Source organism: Streptomyces xanthii (assembly GCF_014621695.1).
Classification (GTDB): domain Bacteria; phylum Actinomycetota; class Actinomycetes; order Streptomycetales; family Streptomycetaceae; genus Streptomyces; species Streptomyces xanthii.
This window is the reverse complement of sequence record NZ_CP061281.1, coordinates 2,923,858-2,942,672: the sequence shown is the minus strand read 5'-3', so window position 1 is coordinate 2,942,672 and position 18,815 is coordinate 2,923,858. Positions and strand designations below refer to the sequence as shown.

The following is an 18,815-nucleotide window of genomic DNA, read 5'->3' as shown; positions in this document are numbered from 1 at the left end:
TTCCGGATGAGTGACGCGAGGGACGTCAGCCCACGGTCTCGGCCGGCGCCGGGATCAGACCGGGCCGCGCCTTCACCGCGTCCGAGCACTCGTAGCTGCGCAGCGCGTCGTCACCCGGCCCGCCGAGCACCACGTGATCGCCGTCCTCCGCCGTCACCTTGCTGTTCGCGAACGTGCAGACGATCTGTGCGAGGGCGTACGGGGACAGGTCGTCCGGCGGCGTGTTCAGCCGCAGCGCGTCGGCCGGATCGCCCTTGCGCGGCCCCGACACACGGGTGCGCCGCGCGACGTCCGTCGAGTAGCCCGCGTCCGACTCGGCGCCCGAGGGCTTGCGCGACAGCTCGGCGAGCAGCTCCCGCGCGACTGCCACCCGGTCCGAGGTCCCGCGCCGCTCCAGCGTCACCGTACGGTCCACCGTCACCAGCTGCGACGTGCACACGAGATAGACCTGCACCGCGAACTCGCCGCCCGCGCGCGTCCCCACCTCGTCCGAGCCCGACAGCGAGCAGCCCACCCGGGTCGGCGCCGCGCCGAAGTCCGTCGGCACCTCCGTGGACCGGATCCCGCAGCCCGTCAGCAGCAGCGCCGCCAGGCCGCACAGACCCGCGAGCCTCGCACCGCGCTTCAACGGTCGCCGCCTTCCGGGGAGTTCGTCTCGTGCTTCGGTTCCTGCTCCTGCTGGGGCAGCCGCAGCGTGAACACGGCGCCGCCCTCCGGGGAGTTGGCGGCCGTGATCTCGCCGCCGTGGATGTGCGCGTTCTCCAGCGCGATCGACAGACCGAGCCCGCTGCCCTCCGAACGCGGCCGGGAGGCGCTCGCCTTGTAGAACCGGTCGAACACGTGCGGCAGCACGTCCTCCGGAATGCCGGGGCCGTGGTCCCGTACGGCGATGACCAGGTCGGAGCCCTCGGTGCGCACCGACACCCGCACCGGGGAGCCGCCGTGCTTGAGCGCGTTGCCGATCAGGTTGGCGAGGATCACGTCGAGGCGGCGCGGGTCGAGCCGGACCGTCATGCCGCGCTCCGCGTCCAGCTCCACCGCGTCCAGCCAGGCGCGGGCGTCGATGCAGGCCGTGATCTGGTCGGCGATGTCGAGGTCGTCCAGGACGAGCCGGGCCGTGCCCGCGTCGAAGCGGGTGACCTCCATCAGGTTCTCCACCAGGTCGCCCAGGCGCCGGGTCTCGCTGACCACGAGCCGCACCGCGGGCTCGATCATCGGGTCCACCGAACCGGTCTCCGCGTCGAGCTCCTCCTCGAGGACCTCGGTGACCGCGGTGATCGCGGTCAGCGGGGTGCGCAGCTCGTGCGACATGTCGGCGACGAACCGCCGCGAGGCCTCCTCGCGGGCGCTCATGTCGGCGACCTTCTTCTCCAGGTTCTCCGCGGTCCGGTTGAAGGTTCGGGACAGATCGGCCAGTTCGTCCGTGCCGGACACCCGCAGCCGGGTGTCGAGCTTGCCCTCGCCGAGCCGGCGCGCGGCGACACCGAGCCGGTGCACCGGCTTCAGGACGGTCGCGGCGGCGGCTTGAGCGAGCAGTGCCGAGCCGATCAGCGCGAGCGCCGTCGCGATGCCGAGCGACCAGGCCAGCGAGCCCAGGTCCTTCGCCTCCGGCTCCAGCGACTTGAGCATGTAGCCGGAGGGCCCGCCGTTCACCCGCGCGCCGCCCACCAGGTACGGCGTGCCGTCCTGCGTGATCCGCTGCCAGTACAGGTGGTACGGCGCCTTGTTGTTCTCGGTGATCTTCTGCTTCTTGTTCACCGCGCGGCGCAGCGACGCCGGGACGTCGGCGGGCGTGAAGGCGTCCAGGTCCGAATTGCCCACCACGTCACGGCCGTTCTCGTCCGTGGCCGTGAGCAGCACGCTGAAGTGCTGGCTGCTGTTCGCCATCAGGTTCGCGGCGTGCTGCAGCTCGCCCTGCGTGGGATGCTCCGGCAGCACCGCCGCCCGGTTCTGCATCTCCTGCTGGAAGTCGCTCAGCGCCGAGTCCTGGGTACGGGTCAGCACCGCCTCGCGGTTCAGCCAGTACGCGATCCCCGAAGCGGACACCGCCGCGGTCAGCGCCACCAGCGCGAACACGACGACGAGCCGCAACCGCAGACTCGTGAAACGCAGCCCCGCGAACAGGGCCTTCTTGGCCGCGGCGAGACCGCGCGGCGTGTGGTGCGGCTCCGTCACTGAGGCGAGTCCAGCCGGTAGCCGACCCCGCGCACCGTACGGATCAGCGTCGGCGACGACGGCACGTCCTCGACCTTCGCGCGCAGCCGCTGCACACACGCGTCGACCAGGCGCGAGTCGCCCAGGTAGTCGTGCTCCCACACCAGGCGCAGCAGCTGCTGGCGGGACAGCGCCTGCCCCGGCCGCCGGCTCAGCTCCAGGAGCAGCCGCAGCTCGGTCGGCGTGAGCTGCAGGTCCTCGCCGTTCTTCGTCACGGTCATCGCGGCCCGGTCGATCACCAGCGAACCGAACGACGCCGCGTCGTTCGCCTCACGCTCACCGCGCCGCAGCACGGCCCGGATCCGGGCGTCGAGCACCCGCCCCTGCACCGGCTTCACCACGTAGTCGTCGGCCCCGGACTCCAGGCCGACCACCACGTCGATGTCGTCGCTGCGCGCGGTGAGCAGGATGATCGGCAGCTGGTCGGTGCGCCGGATGCGACGGCACACCTCGAACCCGTCGATGCCCGGCAGCATCACATCCAGCACGATCAGGTCCGGCCGCTGCTCGCGCAACAGCTTCAGACCGTCCTCGCCGGTGGCAGCGGTGGCAACCCGGTGGCCCTGGCGCGTAAGAGACAGCTCCAGGGCCGTGCGGATGGCGTCGTCGTCCTCGATCAGCAACAGGGAAGGCACGAGCGCCATTCTGGCCCATCACTGGCCTTTAGTTCGACCGTGGGACCGGTCCCACACATGACCCGCACCGCCCCGGGGCCTGTGACAGCTCTGTGACAGTCGACGGACACCGTCATGAAGTCACCAGGGCAAGCTTTTGGACATCGCAAGGAAGCGAGCTCAGGAAACGGACTCCACGACGGGGGGCGCGAGATGAACACGCTGCACAGCACCACCTCAAGCGCAGTTGTCACGCGTCTGCACGACGTGGCGGTCCGCACCGAGCGGCATGAGAAGTCCGGTGCCGTGAGCGGGCGGGGGTGCGCTCGCGGCACCGGGCGTCAGCACCCGGGATACATGACGGTGGTTGACGCGCCGGCGGTTCCCGACGGGGGAAACATCGGGGGAGCGGCGTACGGGGAGGGCTCGGGGGAGCAGCGGAACCTGTCGGAGGCCGAGTTCACGGCCTACGTCCAGGAGCGCCGCGCCTCCCTGTACGCGACCGCCTATCACCTGACCGGTGACCGGTTCGAGGCGGAGGACCTGCTCCAGAGCGCCCTCTTCTCGACGTACCGGGCCTGGGACCGGATCAGCGACAAGGCCGCGGTCGGGGGCTACCTCCGCCGCACCATGACGAACCTGCACATCAGCGCGTGGCGCCGCCGCAAGCTGAACGAGTACCCGACCGAGGAGCTGCCGGAGACGGTGGGCGACACGGACGCGATGCGGGGTACGGAGCTGCGGGCCGTCCTGTGGCAGGCGCTGGCCCGCCTGCCCGAACTGCAGCGCACGATGCTCGTGCTCCGCTACTACGAGGGCCGTACGGACCCCGAGATCGCGGAGATCCTCGACATCAGCGTCGGCACCGTGAAGTCGAGCATCTGGCGGTCGCTGCGGCGGCTGCGGGATGACGAGGTCCTGAGCTTCGGCCGGGACCTGGAGGAGTCCTTCGGCGAGCTCGTGGCCTAGGCCCTCCGGGGGGAACGGGGGTCCTGCTCGGGGGAGCGGGGTTGTTTGAACGGGGGAGGGGATCGGGGGATCCGGGGGGATCGAGCGGGGCCGGGAAGACGGGGGGTCTTCCTGGCCCCGCTTCTTTTTTGTTCGTTCGTCTGCGGCTCCGGTGGGGGCTGGTCGCGCAGTTCCCCGCGCCCCTGAGATGCGCACTTCGTGCGCGATCTCATCGGGGGAATGCGACGCGAAGCGTCTGCATTTCAGGGGCGCGGGGAACTGCGCGAGAAGCCCCCACCGGCCGGTGGTCGAGACGCGGCCGGTGGGCCCACGGCGAGTGGTCCCGTTAAGCGGCGCGCGCCTTGGCGCAGTGGCCGGCCGCGGCCGCGGCGACGCGGCCCAGCGCCTCGTCCTTGCCGCACGGATGCGCCCCGAACGCGACCTGGCGGGCCACGATGGCCCGTTCCGCGCGCATCAGGCGCCAGCCCCGCCGGAGCAGGAACGGCACGGACTTGCGGCCCTCCTTGAGGTCCCGCAGCAGCCGGCGGCGGAACGTCGTCGAGGGCCGCCCGCGCAGGCAGAGCGCGTCGGCGAGCACCCCGAGGTCCCGGCACCGGGCCACGATGTCCGCCGCGAAGATCCCCTCCGCGAGGAACAGCGGGGTGCGTGCGATGTCGAGCGCCTCCGCCCCGACCCGCGAGCTGGTCGCGATGTCGTACACCGGCACCTGCGTGCGGCCCTTCGCGCACAGCTCCGCGATCGCGGCGAGCGCCGCCTCCGCGTCCCAGGACGCGGGGGAGTCCCAGTCGATGTCCGACGTGCCCGGCACGATTGGGAGCGTCGGGTCGTCGGCCTCCTTGTAGAAGTCGTCGAGGCAGAGCACGGGCAGCCCGGAGCGGGCCGCGAACGACGACTTGCCGGAGCCGGAGGGGCCGGAGACCAGGACGACCCGGGTCGGTATCGGGGGATGCGAACTCACGAGAGTCCAGTGTGAGGCATCCGGGCCCCGGCGCCGACCCCGCGTCGCGCGGTTGTGGCACGAGCCACGCCGAGTGCGACTACGCTACGTGGTTCCGCCGTCACACGCGGAGACATAGTCAGTGGACCCGTCACTGGAAACAGGAAAGGCGCGCGCGACTCTCATGGCCCGACACGCAGCCCCCAAGAACCCGATGCCGACCTCCGGCGCCCGCCGCACGCTGCTGCGCGCGGGCCTGACCATGGCCGCGGCCGGCGCGGCGGTCGCCGCCGGGGGCGCGACCGCGAGCGCCGCGGACGCCGCGCCCGGCACGCTGAGCACTCTGGCGGTGACCCAGGGCATCGACGCGGCGGCCGCCCACGGCCTGGCCCCCGTGACGAACCTCCAGCTCGACCCGCTGGCCAACACGGGCGTCGACCCGCTGGACAACGCGGTGGGCACCCAGATCGCCGACTTCAAGCCGCTCAGCACGGCGGCCGTGACCGGCCCGGTGACCTCCGGCAGCTCCCTGTCGGAGCTGCCGGTCGTCGGTGCGGCGGCCGGCCTGCTGCCGGGCTGACCCCGTCGGACCCGGGGGCCGGGCCGGGCGGTTCATCCCTGCCGGGGCCCGGCCGCGGACCGGAGCGGCACCTCGCGCACGGCCCACGAGGCCGCGAAGGCCACCGCGCACAGCAGCGCCGTGCCGAGTGCGACGCCGTGCACGCCGTCGACGACGCTCGACCGGAACGCGGCGCCGTGCGCCCCCTCGTCGACCCGCCCCGCGAACACCGAGCCCAGCACGGCCACCCCGAGTGAGCCCCCGATCGTGCGCAGCAGGGTCTGGGTGCCGCTGGCCGCGCCGATGTCGCGGGGCTCGGCGCTGTTGAGGGTGATGAGCATCGCGGGCTGCATCAGGCAGCCGATGCCGGTGCCGAGGATCAGGGTCAGCGCGGAGGCCGCCCAGACCGGGGTGCCGGTGCCGAGCAGCAGCAGGGCGAGCGCGCCCGCCGTCGCCACCGCGCCGCCCGCGATCGGATAGGCCCGGTAGCGGCCGCCCGCGCCGACCCGCCGCCCGATGGTGAGCTGGGCCCCCATCATGCCGAGCATCAGGGGGAGCAGGAGCAGTCCGCTCCGCGTGGCCGAGGCGCCGCGCACGTGCTGCATGTACTGCGGCAGATAGCTGGCGGCGGCCAGCATCGCTCCTCCCGCGACGAAGCTGAGCACCTGGGCGACCGTGAAGTTGCGGTCGGCGAACAGGCGGGGCGGGATGACGGGTTCGGCCGCGCGCCGCTCCACCCGGACGAAGCCGGCGAGCGCCGCCGCCGCGAGCACCGCGAGTGCCAGGACCTGCGGTGACGACCACGCGTACGCGTTCCCGGCCCAGGCCGCGAGCAGGGTCAGGGCGACGATCCCGGCGGTCAGCAGTCCGGCGCCTGCGAGGTCGACGCGGGCCTTCACGCGGGTGGTGCGGACCCGGACCCCGGCGCCGATGACGGCGAGCGCGACGGCGCCGACGGGCACGTTGACGTAGAACACCCAGCGCCAGTCCAGCTGGTCGGTGAGGAAGCCGCCGATCAGCGGGCCGCCGATCATCGCGGCGGGCAGCAGTACGCCGATCACCGACTGGGAGCGGCCCGCCTCGGCGGGGGTGAGCAGGGTGCCGATGAGCGAGAGCGCGCCGACGAACAGCCCGCCCGCACCGAGTCCCTGAAGGGCCCGGAAGGCGATCAACTGCCCCATGTCCTGGGCGAGTCCGCACAGTACGGAGCCCGCGAGGAAGGCGATGATCGAGGCCACGTAGCTGCCCTTGCGGCCCCACAGGTCGCCGAGCTTGCCCCACAGGGGTGTGCTGACGGCGGTGGTGAGCAGGTACGCGGTCACCACCCACGACAGATGGGCGAGGCCGCCCAGGTCGTCGACGATGACGGGCAGGGCGGTGCCGACGACGGTGCCGTCGAGCGTGGCGAGCACGATGCCCAGCAGCAGGCCGGCGATCACGAGGCGGGACGGCGGTGCGGGTGCCGGGCCGGCCGCGGGGGGCTCGCCGGTGCCACCGGTGTTCTCGGTGTGTGTCGGTGTCGTCATGACGTCCGCCGTCCTCAAGCCGCGTACGGGCGACGGGACTTGGCCTCGCGCAGGGCGTGGGCCCACCAGGTGAGCTGGTCGAGCATGGCCTTCGCCGCCGCGTCCACGGCGGGGTCGTCGACCCGGCCGTCCGGGTCGAAGGCCCCGTAGGCGTTGTGGAAGCTGACCGTGTTGCGGACGGTCATGGCGTTCAGCTCGGCCATCACGACCCGCAGTTGCTCGACGGCGCGCAGGCCGCCGGACAGGCCTCCGTAGGAGACGAAGGCGACCGGCTTGCCGTGCCACTCCGTGTGGTGCCAGTCGACGGCGTTCTTCAGGGCCGCCGGGAAGCTGTGGTTGTACTCGGGTGTGACGAAGACGAACGCGTCGGCGGCGGCCAGGCGCGGGCTCACGGCCGCGAGCGCCTCCCGGGTGCCGGGCGGCGGCTCCTGGCCGAAGGCGGGCAGCACGGTGGGCAGCGGCGTCTCGGCGAGGTCGACGACGTCCGTGCTCAGGTCGGCGCGCTGGGCGAGGTGGCCGCGCAGCCACCGGGTGACGACGGGCGCGAAGCGGCCCTCGCGGGTGGATCCGACGAGGACGGCGACGCGGAGCGCGGTGGTGGACGACGGCATGGCGAACCCCCGGTGAGTGGGCCGTTGTGTACGGCGTATCCCTGACGCGTACAACGTACACATCGATGTGTACGGCGTCTACTGTGGATACGATGTACACGCGGACCCGGTCGTCGTCCGTACCGTCAGCACCGTCCAGGAGCCCGAGGAGCACGCCTGTGGCCGCGAAGAAGAAGGCGGGGCCCGAGCCCTCGCTGTGGGAGCGGATGGAGCGCCCGGCCGCGCCGCGCGCCGCGCTGACCCCGCAGCGGATCGTGGACGTCGCCGTGGAGCTGGCCGACGCCGAGGGGTTCGCGGCGGTCACGATGCGCCGCATCGCCACGGAGCTGGGCGTCGCGCCCATGGCCGCCTATCGGCACGTCTCGGGCAAGGACGACCTGCTGGCGCTGATGGTGGACCGGGTCTCGGGCGAGCTGGACGTCCCCGAGGACGTGACCGGATGGCGCGAGGTGCTGCGCGCGTACGCCGTGCGGTCCCGGGTCATGACGCTGGCGCACCCGTGGATGACCCAGCTGCCGGCCTCGCTGTTCATGCTGACGCCGACCCGGATGGCCGTCGCCGAACGGCAGTTGGCGTCGCTCGACGGACTCGGCCTCGACCCGGACACGATGATGGCGGCCTTCCGGGCCGTCACCTCGTACGTGCACGGCGCGACCCAGTCGCAGGTCGCCCTCGACCGGTTCCGCGCGGAACAGGGCTGGGACAGCGGCGACGAGACCCGCAGGGCGCTCGCGCCGCAGATGAACTACCTGCTGGACAGCGGCCGTTACCCCGTCTACCGCTCCTACGCGTACAGCGCGACCCGCAAGGACGACCCCACCTGGGAGTTCGAGTTCGGCCTCGACTGCGTGCTCGACGGCATCGCGCGGCGGCTCGGCCTCTGACGGGCGCGGGCCCGGGAACGGGCGAGGCCCCGGCCCCTCCTGGACGGAGGAGGGGCCGGGGCCTCGGTGCGGGGGCCGGCGGTCAGTAGGACGAGCCGGAGGCGCCCAGGGACCCCGTCGGGTGCCAGACCGTCTTCGTCTCCAGGAAGTACGTCAGGCGGTCCGTGCCCGGGTCGGCCGCGAAGTCCTCCACAGGCTGTGGACGGCGTACGCGCTTCAGGTTGTCCGCCGCCGCGATCTCCAGCTCCTTGGCCAGGTCCGCGTCCGTGCCGGTCAGGTCGATGCCGTTGACGTCCTGGTGCGCGGCGAGGGACGGGGCGATCTCCGCCGCCCGGCCGGACAGGATGTTGACGACGCCGCCGGGGACGTCGGAGGTGGCCAGGACCTCGCCCAGCGACAGCGCCGGGAGCGGGGCCTTCTCGCTCGCGATCACCACCGCCGTGTTGCCCGTCGCGATGACCGGGGCGAGCGCCGAGATCAGGCCGAGGAGCGAGGACTCCTGCGGCGCGACGATCGTGACGACGCCGGTCGGCTCCGGGGTGGAGAGGTTGAAGAAGGGGCCCGCGACCGGGTTCGCGCCGCCGACGATCTGGGCGACCTTGTCGGTCCAGCCCGCGTACCAGACCCAGCGGTCGATCGCCGCGTCGACCTGGGCGGCGGCCTTCGACTTCGACAGGCCCTCCGCGTCGGCGACCTCGCGCACGAACTGCTCGCGGCGGCCCTCCAGCATCTCGGCCACGCGGTACAGGACCTGCCCGCGGTTGTACGCGGTCGCGCCCGACCAGCCGCCGAACGCCTTGCGGGCGGCGACGACCGCGTCACGGCCGTCCTTGCGGGAGGAGAGCGGCGCGTTCGCCAGCCACTTGCCCTTGGAGTCCGTCACCTCGTACACCCGGCCGCTCTCGGAACGCGGGAACTTCCCGCCCACGTACAGCTTGTAGGTCTTGAAGACGCTCAGACGTGCCGCATCAGACATCGAGGTAGGCCTCCAGACCGTGACGGCCGCCCTCGCGGCCGAAGCCCGACTCCTTGTAGCCGCCGAACGGCGAGGTCGGGTCGAACTTGTTGAACGTGTTGGCCCAGACGACCCCGGCGCGCAGCTTGTTCGCCACGGCGAGGATGCGGGAGCCCTTCTCGGTCCAGATGCCGGCCGAGAGCCCGTACTGGGTGTTGTTGGCCTTCGCGACGGCCTCTTCCGGGGTGCGGAAGGTCAGCACGGACAGGACCGGGCCGAAGATCTCGTCGCGGGCGACGGTGTGCGCCTGCGTGACGTTCGTGAAGAGCGTCGGGGCGAACCAGTAGCCGGACGACGGCAGTTCGCACGGGGCGGACCAGCGCTCGGCGCCCTCCGCCTCGCCCGTCTCGGCGAGCGCCGTGATCCGGGCCAGCTGCTCGGCCGAGTTGATCGCGCCGATGTCCGTGTTCTTGTCGAGCGGGTCGCCGAGGCGCAGTGTCGACAGACGGGTCTTGAGGCGGTCGAGCAGCTCGTCCTGGACCGACTCCTGGACCAGGAGGCGCGAGCCCGCGCAGCAGACCTGGCCCTGGTTGAAGAAGATGCCGGTGACGATGCCCTCGACGGCCTGGTCGATCGGGGCGTCGTCGAAGACGATGTTCGCGCCCTTGCCGCCGAGTTCCAGCGTGAGCTTCTTGTCGGTGCCGGCGACCGTACGGGCGATCTGCTTGCCGACGGCGGTGGAGCCGGTGAAGGCCACCTTGTTCACGTCCGGGTGCGCGACGAGCGCGGCGCCCGCGTCGCCGTACCCCGGAAGGATGTTGACGACGCCCTTGGGCAGGCCCGCCTGGCGGCAGATGTCCGCGAAGAAGAGGGCGGACAGCGGGGTCGTCTCGGCGGGCTTGAGGACCACCGTGTTGCCCGTGGCGAGCGCCGGGGCGATCTTCCAGGCCAGCATCAGCAGCGGGAAGTTCCACGGGATGACCTGGCCGGCGACGCCCAGCGGCTTCGGCGCGGGGCCGAACCCGGCGTGGTCGAGCTTGTCGGCCCAGCCCGCGTAGTAGAAGAAGTGCGCGGCGACCAGCGGGAGGTCCGCGTCGCGGGTCTCCTTGATCGGCTTGCCGTTGTCCAGCGTCTCCAGGACGGCCAGCTCGCGGCTGCGCTCCTGGATGATGCGGGCGATGCGGAACAGGTACTTGCCGCGCTCGGCGCCCGGCAGCGCCGACCACTTCTCGAAGGCCTTGCGGGCCGCCTTCACGGCGCGCTCCACGTCCGCCTCGCCGGCCTGCGCGACCTCGGAGAGGACCTCCTCGGTGGCGGGGGAGACGGTCTTGAAGACCTTGCCGTCGGCGGCCTCGGCGAACTCGCCGTCGATGAACAGCCCGTAGGACGGGGCGATGTCGACGACCGAGCGGGACTCGGGCGCGGGCGCGTACTCGAACAGAGATGCCATGGTGATCAGTCCACCGTCACGTAGTCGGGACCGGAGTAGCGGCCGGTGGCCAGCTTCTGGCGCTGCATCAGCAGATCGTTCAGGAGGCTGGAGGCGCCGAACCGGAACCAGTGGTTATCGAGCCAGTCCGCGCCCGCCGTCTCGTTGACGAGCACGAGGAACTTGACCGCGTCCTTCGAGGTGCGGATGCCGCCGGCGGGCTTCACGCCGATCTGCACGCCGGTCGCGGCGCGGAAGTCGCGGACCGCCTCCAGCATCAGCAGCGTGTTCGCGGGCGTCGCGTTGACCCCCACCTTGCCGGTCGAGGTCTTGATGAAGTCGGCGCCGGCCAGCATGCCGATCCAGCTCGCGCGCCGGATGTTGTCGTACGTGGACAGCTCGCCGGTCTCGAAGATGACCTTGAGCCGGGCGCTGCCCGAGGCCTCCTTCACGGCGCGGATCTCCTCGTAGACCTTCATGTAGTGACCCGCGAGGAAGGCGCCGCGGTCGATGACCATGTCGATCTCGTCGGCCCCGGCGGCGACGGCCTCGCGGACGTCCCCGAGCTTCACCTCCAGGGCGGCGCGGCCGGCCGGGAACGCGGTCGCGACCGAGGCGACCTTCACGTCCGTGCCCGCGACGGCGGCCTTCGCGGTCTCCACCATGTCGGGGTAGACGCAGACGGCCGCGGTGCGGGGGGTCGTGCGGTCGGTCGGGTCCGGGTTGACGGCCTTCGCGCCGAGGGCCCGGACCTTGCCCGGGGTGTCGGCGCCTTCCAGGGTCGTCAGGTCGATCATCGAGATGGCCAGGTCGATGGCGTACGCCTTGGCCGTCGTCTTGATGGAACGCGTGCCGAGCGCGGCGGCCCGGGCCTCCAGGCCCACCGCGTCCACGCCGGGCAGGCCCTGCAGGAAGCGGCGCAGGGTGCTCTCGGACGCGGTGGCGTCGGCCAGTGCGTGTTCTTTGGCGGGTGCAGTGGGCATGGTCACGAGGGGAGCATATCTACGCGCGTAGCGGCGGGACAAGTGGTCGGCCGGGGGGCGCCTTTTCGTCTGCCGGGTTCGTGTCTCGTGCGCGGCTGCGGGCCCGTGGGGCTTCTCGCGCAGTTCCCCGCGCCCCTGAAATGCAGACCCTTCGGGTCGCATTTCCCCGATCAAGGTGCGGGGCGCCTTTCATCTGGGGAAGGCGCGGCGAAGCCGCATGCCTTCCAGGGGCGCGGGGAACTGCGCGACCAGCCCCCACCGGGGCGCGCCCGGGGACGAAGTAGCGGAGCTACGGCGCCCATACGGTTCAGCCCAGCGCAGCGTCAGGCAGAATCAGGGCCATGGAGACCAGCCCAGCCCCCCTCAAGGACCGCGTCTACCGATCGTCCGCCGGTATCGCGGGCGGCATCGTGCTGCTCGCCCTGTGCGCCTGGCTCGGAATCGACGCCGTGGTCCAGGGCGACGGCCGCACCCCGTGGCTGGCCCTCGCGGGCCTCCTCCTCGCCGTGCCGGTCGTCGTGGCGTTCACCTTGCGCCCGGCGGTGTTCGCGGGCGAGGACCGGCTCCGCATCCGCAACCCGTTCCGTGTGATCACGCTGCCCTGGGCGGCGGTCGCGACGTTCCGGTCCGGTTACTCCAACGAGGTCCTCGACCAGGACGGGGCCAAGTACCAGCTCTGGTCCATCCCCGTCTCGTTGCGCGCCCGCAAGAAGGCCCAGCGCAATCTGAGCCGGGCCGCCGCCATGGACGACCCGGGCCGGGGCTCGCTGCTGTCCGGCGGCCGGGGCGCCAAGGAGCGTCCGACGCGGGCCGCCGCCGACCAGGCCATGGACGACCTGCGCGAGCTCCAGGAGACCCGCGCGGGCGAGCCCGGCGCGCAGGGCGTGGCCACGGTCCGCTGGGCCTGGGAGATCCTCGCCCCGGCCGCCGCCGGCGCCGTCCTCCTGGCCGTGCTCTCGGCGATCGGCTGAGACACCCTGGGCCGATGGGGCCTGACGGTCAGGGCGCGCCGCCCCAGACCAGCACCATGTACCCGCTGCCGTACGCCGCCACCAGCACCGCCCCGCTCACGCAGTACACGAGCACCCGCCGCGAGGCCCGCGCGAGCGCCAGCGCGAGGGGCAGGAGCAGCGGGAACGCCGGGACGAGGAAGCGGGCCCGCGGGAAGTAGACGCCGCCGCTGCCGAGCACGATCGCGAGCAGCGCGCCGGTGAACAGCAGCAGGGGGAGCGGCTGCCGGTGGGTGACGCACGCCCCGTACAGCACGACCGCCGCGAACAGGGTCAGCGTCACCATGACGAGGAACAGGTCGGGCCGGGGCTCCACGGCGAGGATCTCGTGGACCCGGCGCAGCGTCTCGGCGCCGCCGTCCACCTGGTTGAACCACAGTTTCTGCACGGCGAAGTAGCCGTCCCAGCGGCCCACCCGCAGCCCCACCCAGCCGACGTACCCGAGCCAGCCCAGCGGCGCCAGGAGCGTCCCGCAGGCCACCCGCCACAGGAAGCCCCGGCGCAGCGCCAGCAGGCCGCACAGACCGATCGCGGCGGCCAGCGCGACCCCGGTGGGCCGGGTCAGACCGGCCAGCGAGCACAGGACGCCCGCCCAGATCCAGCGGCCGGTGAGCAGCGCGTACAGCGACCAGGCCACGGCGGCCGTGAACAGCGACTCGGTGTAACCCATCCACTGGACCAGGCCCACCGGCAGACAGGCCCACAGGAACACCAGCAGCACGCCGACCCGGCGCCCGTACAGCCGGTGCCCGACCGCGAAGATCCCCCACGCGGCCACGAACGAGGAGACGACGGCGAGCGCCAGCCCGACGGTGGCGCGCGAGCCCGGGGTGACGGCGGCGACGACCTTGATCAGGACGGGGTAGAGCGGGAAGAACGCCAGGTTGTTCGCGTTGACGGCGGTCCCGAGGGCGTCGGCGTAACCGTGGTCGGCGATGCCCACGTACCAGTTGGAGTCCCAGTCCGACGCGAGCAGCGACCAGACGCCCTCGCCCCGCCGGTGCGCCCACACGCCGACGGCGATCAGGACGCACACGCGGACGGCCGTATACACGGCGAGCGCCGGCGCGGCCCGGCGCAGGGCACGCACCGCGCGTCCCCGCAATCCGCCGATCACGGACCCCGGAACCGGCCGGCCACGGCGGGGCGGGGGCAGCAGGCGGGGGGCCTGGGTGGCGGTCTCGGTCACGGAGGCGGCTCCTGGATACGCGGACGGGGCGGGGGCAGCCTTCCCACCGCCCTCGCCCCGCGTCGCCCCGCGTTCCGTCAACTGCCCCCCGATTTCACCCGTCCGGGTGGCCCGCCGATCCCCACCGCAGCGGCGCCCGCGGCTGGGGGGGGAAAACGCGGCAGGGCGGCGCCCCACGGGGCGCCGCCCTGCCGCGTGATGCTGCGGTCGTCAGATGCCCGCGGCCGTCGCCAGGTCGCGCTTCAGGGCGTCGAGGCGGCGGGCCGCCTCCTCGCGGGCCGCGGGGAGTGCCGAGCGGTCCGGGACCGGGACCACGACCTCCAGGTAGCACTTCAGCTTGGGCTCGGTGCCGGAGGGGCGGACGATGACACGGGCGCCGGACAGCGCGTAGCGCAGGCCGTCCGTGGGCGGCAGGCCCCCCGCCCCGGCCGACAGGTCCTCGGCCGAGGTCACCGCGAGGCCCGCCAGCTCCGCCGGAGGCTGCTCGCGCAGGCGGCGCATCGCGTCGGCGATGACGGAGAGGTCCTCGACGCGGACGCTCAGCTGGTCCGTGGCGTGCAGGCCGTGGGCCAGCGCCAGGTCGTCGAGGGCGTCCAGGAGCGTGCGGCCCTGCTCCTTCAGCTCGCTCGCCAGCTCGGTGACGAGCAGCGCGGCCGTGATGCCGTCCTTGTCGCGCACGCCCTCCGGGTCGACGCAGTAGCCGAGCGCCTCCTCGTAGCCGTAGCGCAGGCCGTCGACGCGGGCGATCCACTTGAAGCCCGTCAGGGTCTCCTCGTACGGGAGCCCCGCCGCCCCGGCGATCCGGCCGAGGAGGGACGAGGAGACGATCGACTCCGCGAAGACACCGGTCGCGCCGCGCGCCACCAGGTGCGCCGCGAGCAGCGCGCCCACCTCGTCGCCGCGCAGCATCCGCCGGCCGGCGCCGTCGCGCACGGCGACCGCGCAGCGGTCCGCGTCCGGGTCGTTGGCGATGATCAGGTCGCAGTCCGGGGTCCGGGCGGCCGTCGCGAAGGACAGGTCCATCGCGCCCGGCTCCTCCGGGTTCGGGAACGCGACGGTCGGGAAGTCCGGGTCGGGCTCGGCCTGCTCGGCGACCAGCACGGGCTCCGGGAAGCCCGCGCGGGCGAAGGCGGCCAGCAGCGTGTCCTTGCCGACGCCGTGCATCGCCGTGTAGACGGTGCGGGCCGTGCGCGCCGAACCCGGGGCGAGCACCGCGTCCGTACGGGCGAGGTACGCGTCCAGGACCTCGTCGCCGAGGGTCTCCCAGCCGGACTCGGGGCGCGGCACGTCGTGCAGGGACGCCACCGCGTCGATCTCGGCGGCGATCTCCGCGTCGGCGGGCGGGACGATCTGGGAGCCGTCGCCGAGGTACACCTTGTAGCCGTTGTCCCGCGGGGGGTTGTGCGAGGCGGTGACCTCGACGCCCGCGACCGCGCCCAGGTGCCGTATGGCGAAGGCGAGGACGGGCGTCGGCAGCGGGCGGGGGAGGACCGCGGCCCGCAGCCCGGCGCCCACCATCACGGCGGCCGTGTCCCGGGCGAAGTCCGCCGACTTGTGGCGCGCGTCGTAGCCGATCACGACCACGCCGTCGGTCTGCCCCTTGGCCTTCAGGTACGCGGCGAGGCCCGCGGCCGCGCGGATGACCACCGCGCGGTTCATCCGCATCGGGCCCGCGCCCAGCTCACCGCGCAGCCCCGCCGTGCCGAACTGCAGCGTGCCGGCGAAGCGCTCGCCGAGCGCCGCCGCGTCCCGGGCCTCGATCAGCTTCGCGAGCTCGTCGCGCGTCTCGGGGTCCGGGTCCTCCGCCAGCCAGGTCTTCGCCCGGTCGAGCAGTTCGCTGCTGAGATCGGTCACGGTTCGCATTCCTTAAGGCAACAAGACGTACGGGGCTACAGGGAAGGCACGTACAGGACGTACAGCGGGGGTCAGATCTTGGCGAGGACCTGGGTGAGGAGCTCGCCCATGCGCGCTGCCGAGTCACGGCCGGCCTGGAGGACCTCTTCGTGGTTGAGCGGCTCGCCCGACAGGCCCGCCGCCAGGTTCGTCACCAGGGAGATGCCGAGCACCTCCGCGCCCGCTTCACGGGCCGCGATGGCCTCGAGGACGGTGGACATGCCGACGAGGTCGGCGCCGAGGATGCCGGCCATGCGGACCTCGGCCGGGGTCTCGTAGTGCGGGCCGGGGAACTGGGCGTAGACGCCCTCTTCCAGCGACGGGTCGATCTCCTGGCACAGGGTGCGCAGGCGCGGCGAGTACAGGTCGGTGAGGTCGACGAAGTTCGCGCCGACGATCGGCGAGGTCGCCGTCAGGTTGATGTGGTCGGAGATGAGGACCGGCTGGCCCGGGCGCATGCCCTCGCGCAGACCGCCGCAGCCGTTGGTCAGCACGATGGTCTTGGCGCCCGCGGCGGCGGCCGTGCGCACGCCGTGCGCGACGGAGGCGACGCCCCGGCCCTCGTAGTAGTGGGTGCGGCCCAGGAAGACCAGGGCGCGCTTCTGGCCGACCTGGTACGAGCGGACCTTGCCGCCGTGTCCCGCCACCGCGGCGCCGGTGAACCCGGGCAGCTCGGTGAAGGGGAACTCGGCGGCGGGAGCGCCGAGCGCCTCGGCGGCCGGCGCCCAGCCGGAGCCCATCACGAGGGCGACGTCGTGGGTCTCGGCGCCCGTGAGCTCGCGCAGGCGCGCGGCGGCGGCGTCGGCGGCGGCGTAGGGGTCGCCCTGGAGGTTGTCCGGAGTAACAGATGCGTTCACGCGATCGAGGGTAGCCGGTCGCGGCCTACGCGCGTAGATGGCAATGCCCCCGGGTTTGCAATCGTTCTCTTGTCGTTTCCGACGAAGGGGATCCCGGAACCGGTCCCGGAAGGGGCTCAGCAGGGCCGCTTGCGCAGCTCCATCACATAGTCGTGCGGCGCGCCCGCGGAGTCGGCGGCGTCGGCGATCTCGCCCAGATAGCGGGCGGACGGGAGGCCGCCCTCGTACCCGTTCAGCACGTACACCCAGGCCGGCTCGGCGCCGTCCAGCGTGTCGACTCTCACGCGCATCCGCCGGTAGATGTCGAGGCCGACACCCTCCCAGCGGTCCATCGAGTCCTCGTCCATCGGCGCGATGTCGTACAGCGCGACGAAGACCTGCGAGCGCGGCGCCTCCACGATCGTGGCCAGCGCACCCTCCCAGCCCATGTGCTCGCCGCCGAACGTCAGCCGCCAGCCGTTGATCCAGCCCGTCGCGCGCAGCGGCGAGTGCGGGGCGCGGCGCGTCATGAGCCGCGGGTCGAGATTGCCGGCGTACGCGGCGTAGAGCGACATGTGGTCGAGGGTACGTCAGTCGGCGCACGCGCCTCCTGTGGAACGGGGCAACGCGATCACCCCTCCCGAAGAGGACGTTCGGCCGCGTGCTACCCGGACGGGGGCCCCGATTCGGTGCTCCTTGAAGCGTGCGGGACAATGGCGTATGTGACTCGGATCGTGATCATTGGCGGCGGACCTGGCGGATACGAGGCGGCACTGGTGGCCGCTTCGCTCGGCGCGGAGGTGACCGTCGTCGACTCCGACGGTCTGGGCGGAGCGTCGGTGCTGACCGACTGCGTGCCGTCGAAGACCCTGATCGCGACGGCCGAGGTGATGACCACCTTCGACTCGTCCTACGAGGAGCTCGGCATCATCGTCGAGGACGACACCCCGGACCCGGACTCCCCGGCCCGGGTCGTCGGCGTCGACCTCGGCAAGGTCAACCGACGGGTGAAGCGCCTCGCGCTCGCCCAGTCCCACGACATCACCGCCTCCGTCACGCGCGCGGGCGCCCGTGTCATGCGCGGCAAGGGCCGCCTGGACGGCAAGCAGGACCTCGACGGCTCCCGCAAGGTCGTCGTCACCGTCGCCGACGGCACCGAGGAGACCCTCGTCGCCGACGCGGTGCTGATCGCCACCGGCGGGCACCCGCGCGAGGTCCCCGACGCGCAGCCCGACGGCGAGCGGATCTTCAACTGGACGCAGGTCTACGACATGGAGGAGCTCCCCGAGGAGCTCATCGTGGTCGGTTCCGGTGTCACGGGCGCCGAGTTCGCCGGCGCCTACCAGGCCCTCGGCTCCAAGGTCACCCTCGTCTCCTCCCGCGACCGCGTGCTGCCCGGCGAGGACCCGGACGCCGCCGCCGTCCTGGAGGACGTCTTCCGCCGCCGCGGCATGAACGTGATGGCCCGCTCCCGCGCCGCCTCCGCCAAGCGCGTCGGCGACCGCGTCGAGGTCACCCTCGCCGACGGCCGCGTCATCTCCGGCACCCACTGCCTCATGGCCGTCGGCGCCATCCCGAACAGCGCGGGACTCGGCCTGGAGGAGGCCGGCGTCCGGCTCAAGGACTCCGGGCACATCTGGACCGACAAGGTCTCCCGCACGACCGCCCCGGGCGTGTACGCGGCCGGTGACGTGACCGGCGTCTTCGCCCTCGCGTCCGTCGCCGCCATGCAGGGCCGCATCGCCATGTACCACTTCCTCGGCGAGCCGGTGGCCCCGCTGAACCTGAAGACGGTCTCCTCGAACGTCTTCACCGACCCCGAGATCGCGACCGTCGGCTACACGCAGGCGAACGTCGACGCGGGCAAGATCGACGCCCGCGTGGTGAAGCTGCCGCTGCTGCGCAACCCGCGCGCCAAGATGCAGGGCATCCGCGACGGCTTCGTCAAGATCTTCTGCCGTCCGGGTACGGGCATCGTCGTCGGCGGTGTCGTCGTCGCCCCGCGCGCCTCGGAACTGATCCACCCCATCTCGATCGCGGTCGACAACAATCTGACGGTGGAACAGATCGCGAACACGTTCACCGTGTACCCCTCGCTGTCGGGCTCGATCGCCGAAGTGGCACGGCAGTTGCACACGCGCAAGCTCGCCGAGGAGAGCTGACCGCGGCGCTGACACTGCGTGACGAGGGGCGGGGCCGCGGCCCC

18 protein-coding genes are annotated in these 18,815 nt (G+C 72.6%); 5 read left to right on the top strand and 13 right to left on the bottom strand.

All coding sequences use genetic code 11. The annotated features are described in order from the left end of the window. Positions 1-25 precede the first annotated feature (25 nt). The 3 genes from IAG42_RS13185 to afsQ1 are packed head-to-tail and all read right to left on the bottom strand — an operon-like array spanning position 26 to position 2,849. Positions 26-628, bottom strand: coding sequence for a hypothetical protein (locus tag IAG42_RS13185; RefSeq protein ID WP_223205971.1), 603 nt, complete (start codon positions 626-628; stop codon positions 26-28). After that, on the bottom strand, positions 625-2,175 hold the full coding sequence (locus IAG42_RS13180) for a sensor histidine kinase (protein ID WP_188337212.1): 1,551 nt from the start codon (positions 2,173-2,175) through the stop codon (positions 625-627). Before IAG42_RS13180 ends, IAG42_RS13185 begins: the two co-directional genes overlap by 4 nt. Continuing rightward, entirely contained in the window at positions 2,172-2,849 is a 678-nt protein-coding gene (gene afsQ1, locus IAG42_RS13175; protein WP_161300939.1) for a two-component system response regulator AfsQ1, read from the bottom strand. Before afsQ1 ends, IAG42_RS13180 begins: the two co-directional genes overlap by 4 nt. Before the next feature lie 192 nt (positions 2,850-3,041). On the opposite strand from afsQ1, the gene IAG42_RS13170 reads away from it, so the two are divergent. Next, complete coding sequence (locus tag IAG42_RS13170; protein ID WP_188337211.1) at positions 3,042-3,797, top strand: SigE family RNA polymerase sigma factor; 756 nt, start codon at positions 3,042-3,044, stop codon at positions 3,795-3,797. 325 nt (positions 3,798-4,122) lie between these two features. Here the strand turns inward: IAG42_RS13170 and IAG42_RS13165 are convergent, their stop codons facing one another. Next, positions 4,123-4,755, bottom strand: coding sequence for an ATP-binding protein (locus IAG42_RS13165; RefSeq protein WP_188337210.1), 633 nt, complete (start codon positions 4,753-4,755; stop codon positions 4,123-4,125). 163 nt (positions 4,756-4,918) lie between these two features. On the opposite strand from IAG42_RS13165, the gene IAG42_RS13160 reads away from it, so the two are divergent. After that, positions 4,919-5,314, top strand: coding sequence for a hypothetical protein (locus tag IAG42_RS13160; RefSeq protein ID WP_188337209.1), 396 nt, complete (start codon positions 4,919-4,921; stop codon positions 5,312-5,314). Between the two features lie 32 nt (positions 5,315-5,346). On the opposite strand, the gene IAG42_RS13155 is transcribed toward IAG42_RS13160, so the two are convergent. Together IAG42_RS13155 and IAG42_RS13150 are read right to left on the bottom strand one after the other, a co-directional pair. Beyond that, positions 5,347-6,819 carry an MDR family MFS transporter gene (locus IAG42_RS13155; RefSeq protein ID WP_188337208.1) on the bottom strand — a complete coding sequence of 491 codons (1,473 nt, stop codon included), beginning with the start codon at positions 6,817-6,819 and terminating at the stop codon, positions 5,347-5,349. Between the two features lie 14 nt (positions 6,820-6,833). Then, positions 6,834-7,430 (bottom strand): NADPH-dependent FMN reductase, encoded by a 597-nt coding sequence (locus IAG42_RS13150; RefSeq protein WP_188337207.1) that lies wholly within the window; start codon positions 7,428-7,430, stop codon positions 6,834-6,836. Between the two features lie 158 nt (positions 7,431-7,588). Here IAG42_RS13150 and IAG42_RS13145 point away from each other — a divergent pair, with 158 nt between their 5' ends. Further along, positions 7,589-8,314 carry a TetR/AcrR family transcriptional regulator gene (locus tag IAG42_RS13145; RefSeq protein WP_223205970.1) on the top strand — a complete coding sequence of 242 codons (726 nt, stop codon included), beginning with the start codon at positions 7,589-7,591 and terminating at the stop codon, positions 8,312-8,314. A gap of 82 nt (positions 8,315-8,396) precedes the next feature. Here the strand turns inward: IAG42_RS13145 and IAG42_RS13140 are convergent, their stop codons facing one another. Genes IAG42_RS13140 through deoC form a run of 3 tightly spaced genes read right to left on the bottom strand, consistent with a single transcriptional unit; the run spans position 8,397 to position 11,681 of the window. Beyond that, complete coding sequence (locus tag IAG42_RS13140; protein ID WP_188337205.1) at positions 8,397-9,290, bottom strand: aldehyde dehydrogenase family protein; 894 nt, start codon at positions 9,288-9,290, stop codon at positions 8,397-8,399. Then, a complete protein-coding gene (locus tag IAG42_RS13135) occupies positions 9,283-10,719 on the bottom strand; it encodes an aldehyde dehydrogenase family protein (protein ID WP_188337204.1) in 1,437 nt (478 codons plus the stop codon). Before IAG42_RS13135 ends, IAG42_RS13140 begins: the two co-directional genes overlap by 8 nt. A 5-nt stretch (positions 10,720-10,724) precedes the next feature. Then, on the bottom strand, positions 10,725-11,681 hold the full coding sequence (deoC, locus tag IAG42_RS13130) for a deoxyribose-phosphate aldolase (protein WP_188341352.1): 957 nt from the start codon (positions 11,679-11,681) through the stop codon (positions 10,725-10,727). Between the two features lie 341 nt (positions 11,682-12,022). Here deoC and IAG42_RS13125 point away from each other — a divergent pair, with 341 nt between their 5' ends. Continuing rightward, complete coding sequence (locus IAG42_RS13125) at positions 12,023-12,652, top strand: PH domain-containing protein (RefSeq protein ID WP_188337203.1); 630 nt, start codon at positions 12,023-12,025, stop codon at positions 12,650-12,652. 28 nt (positions 12,653-12,680) lie between these two features. On the opposite strand, the gene IAG42_RS13120 is transcribed toward IAG42_RS13125, so the two are convergent. From IAG42_RS13120 to IAG42_RS13105, 4 genes are all read right to left on the bottom strand, one after another. Continuing rightward, positions 12,681-13,880: a glycosyltransferase family 39 protein gene (locus IAG42_RS13120; protein WP_223205969.1), complete on the bottom strand. Its 1,200-nt coding sequence runs from the start codon at positions 13,878-13,880 to the stop codon at positions 12,681-12,683. 210 nt (positions 13,881-14,090) lie between these two features. Then, the gene (locus IAG42_RS13115; RefSeq protein ID WP_188337202.1) at positions 14,091-15,743 is read right to left on the bottom strand and encodes a phospho-sugar mutase; all 1,653 of its coding nucleotides are present in this window, start codon (positions 15,741-15,743) and stop codon (positions 14,091-14,093) included. Positions 15,744-15,805: 62 nt separating this feature from the next. Beyond that, positions 15,806-16,630, bottom strand: a complete 825-nt coding sequence (locus IAG42_RS13110) for a purine-nucleoside phosphorylase (protein WP_188337201.1) — start codon at positions 16,628-16,630, stop codon at positions 15,806-15,808. 116 nt (positions 16,631-16,746) lie between these two features. Further along, a complete protein-coding gene (locus tag IAG42_RS13105; protein ID WP_188337200.1) occupies positions 16,747-17,184 on the bottom strand; it encodes a gamma-glutamylcyclotransferase in 438 nt (145 codons plus the stop codon). A gap of 138 nt (positions 17,185-17,322) precedes the next feature. On the opposite strand from IAG42_RS13105, the gene IAG42_RS13100 reads away from it, so the two are divergent. Beyond that, positions 17,323-18,771, top strand: a complete 1,449-nt coding sequence (locus tag IAG42_RS13100; RefSeq protein WP_188337199.1) for an NAD(P)H-quinone dehydrogenase — start codon at positions 17,323-17,325, stop codon at positions 18,769-18,771. The last annotated feature ends 44 nt before the right edge of the window (positions 18,772-18,815 follow it).

Excerpts from the sequence above, each read along its gene's own strand:
- IAG42_RS13170 (WP_188337211.1), top strand. The coding sequence starts at position 3,042 with ATGAACACGCTGCACAGCACCACCTCAAGCGCAGTTGTCACGCGTCTG.
- IAG42_RS13160 (WP_188337209.1), top strand. The coding sequence starts at position 4,919 with ATGGCCCGACACGCAGCCCCCAAGAACCCGATGCCGACCTCCGGCGCC.
- IAG42_RS13155 (WP_188337208.1), bottom strand. The coding sequence starts at position 6,819 with ATGACGACACCGACACACACCGAGAACACCGGTGGCACCGGCGAGCCC.
- IAG42_RS13150 (WP_188337207.1), bottom strand. The coding sequence starts at position 7,430 with ATGCCGTCGTCCACCACCGCGCTCCGCGTCGCCGTCCTCGTCGGATCC.
- IAG42_RS13140 (WP_188337205.1), bottom strand. The coding sequence starts at position 9,290 with ATGTCTGATGCGGCACGTCTGAGCGTCTTCAAGACCTACAAGCTGTAC.
- IAG42_RS13135 (WP_188337204.1), bottom strand. The coding sequence starts at position 10,719 with ATGGCATCTCTGTTCGAGTACGCGCCCGCGCCCGAGTCCCGCTCGGTC.
- deoC (WP_188341352.1), bottom strand. The coding sequence starts at position 11,681 with ATGCCCACTGCACCCGCCAAAGAACACGCACTGGCCGACGCCACCGCG.
- IAG42_RS13125 (WP_188337203.1), top strand. The coding sequence starts at position 12,023 with ATGGAGACCAGCCCAGCCCCCCTCAAGGACCGCGTCTACCGATCGTCC.
- IAG42_RS13115 (WP_188337202.1), bottom strand. The coding sequence starts at position 15,743 with ATGCGAACCGTGACCGATCTCAGCAGCGAACTGCTCGACCGGGCGAAG.
- IAG42_RS13105 (WP_188337200.1), bottom strand. The coding sequence starts at position 17,184 with ATGTCGCTCTACGCCGCGTACGCCGGCAATCTCGACCCGCGGCTCATG.
- IAG42_RS13100 (WP_188337199.1), top strand. The coding sequence starts at position 17,323 with ATGGCGTATGTGACTCGGATCGTGATCATTGGCGGCGGACCTGGCGGA.